This is a genomic window from Priestia sp. 10L35, assembly GCF_056395685.1.
Genome location: NZ_JBFTKA010000040.1, coordinates 1 through 1,434, shown reverse-complemented (window position 1 = coordinate 1,434; position 1,434 = coordinate 1). Strand labels below are relative to the sequence as shown.

At 36.1% G+C, this 1,434-nt stretch carries 1 protein-coding gene; it reads right to left on the bottom strand.

Annotated features, from left to right (window positions below; all coding sequences use genetic code 11):
- Positions 1-31: 31 nt before the first annotated feature.
- A protein-coding gene (locus AC1DEF_RS29010) for an IS3 family transposase (RefSeq protein WP_318331130.1) occupies positions 32-1,380 on the bottom strand; the annotation gives its coding sequence in 2 pieces (ribosomal slippage) (positions 32-936 and positions 936-1,380; 1,350 coding nt in all).
- Positions 1,381-1,434: the final 54 nt, after the last annotated feature.

Sequence of the window (1,434 nt, the reverse complement as noted above, 5' to 3'; positions counted from 1 at the left end):
TGAACTGAACCCAAAAAGTTAGACACATTATTTAGGCAGCTAATGAGGATTGAATTCTGTATTCTACAGGGGTCAATCCTTTTAATTTTTCTTTTATTCGTAGATGGTTGTAATAGAGGATATAGGCCTCTAATTCCTGTTTGAACTGTTCTATACTTTCAAATTCTTGTAGATAGAGTAACTCTGATTTTAATAGACCAAAGAAGTTTTCAATAACCGCATTATCTAAACAGTTACCCTTGCGGGACATGCTTTGAGTAATGTTATTTCCCTTCAATAAATGCTGATATTTGGTCATTTGGTAGTGCCATCCTTGATCAGAATGAAGAATAGGGCAGTCTCCCTCATTTAAACAGTCAAATGCTTTATGTAACATCGTAGTGACCAGTGAAAATGTAGGTCTCTTGTCGATATGGTAGGAGATAATTTCCCCACTAAAAAGGTCCAAAATAGGCGATAAGTAAAGCTTCTCTCCGAATAGGTGAAACTCTGTGATATCGGTTACCCATTTTTCATTTGGTTTAGATGCTTTAAAATCACGTTTAAGGATATTTGGAGCGATTCTTCCTGTTCTCCCACGATAAGAACGATACTTTTTGAGCCGAACGAGGCACTTTAAGCCTAGCTCTTTCATCAATCGACAGACCGTCTTATGATTAATAAGATAGCCTAGACGGTGTAATTCTAGCGTAATACGACGATAACCATACCTCCCTTTGTGTTTATGAAAGATATGATGAATGGTTTCTTTAACTTCTTTATATTTGTCAGGGCGCTTAAAGGCTTTTATCCAATAATAATACGTACTACGAGCGATTCTAGCTACTTTGATAAGGTCGACGACCTTATACTCATGCCTTAATTCAAACACTACTTGGGCTTTTTCTCGCTCTTTAATTCCCTTGATGTTTGTACTAAGGCGTTCAACTTTTTTAAGTACGCATTTTCCATTCGTAAATATTCAAGTTCCTTTACTAGCTCTTCATTTGTTTTCTGTGAATCATTATTTTTAATCGGATTCTTCTTCACTTTTGGCGGCCTCCTGGTCTTAGCATACAGGCCGTCCATGCCCTGTTCTTCAAAGATCCTTCTCCATTTTATAACCGTTGAATATGAAGGGATATTAAATACAGAAGATGCTTCACGAATAGACGCTCCCGTTTTTTCAATATACGTTAATACGTCCATTTTAAACTCGGCAGAGTACTTTGTATACGTTGATTCTAAACCTTCTTTCCCATGTTTTTTAAATAATGCCACCCATTGAATAACATCTGATGTATTCGCACCATATAACTCAGCTGTTTCTTTATATGAATATTGCTTATTGATGTAGAAATCTACAGCTTTTAACTTTGTTTCAAGTGTGTGTTTTGACATAAAAAACTGCACCTCCAATTATTAGTTTTTGTCTAACAATTGGGGTGCAGTTCA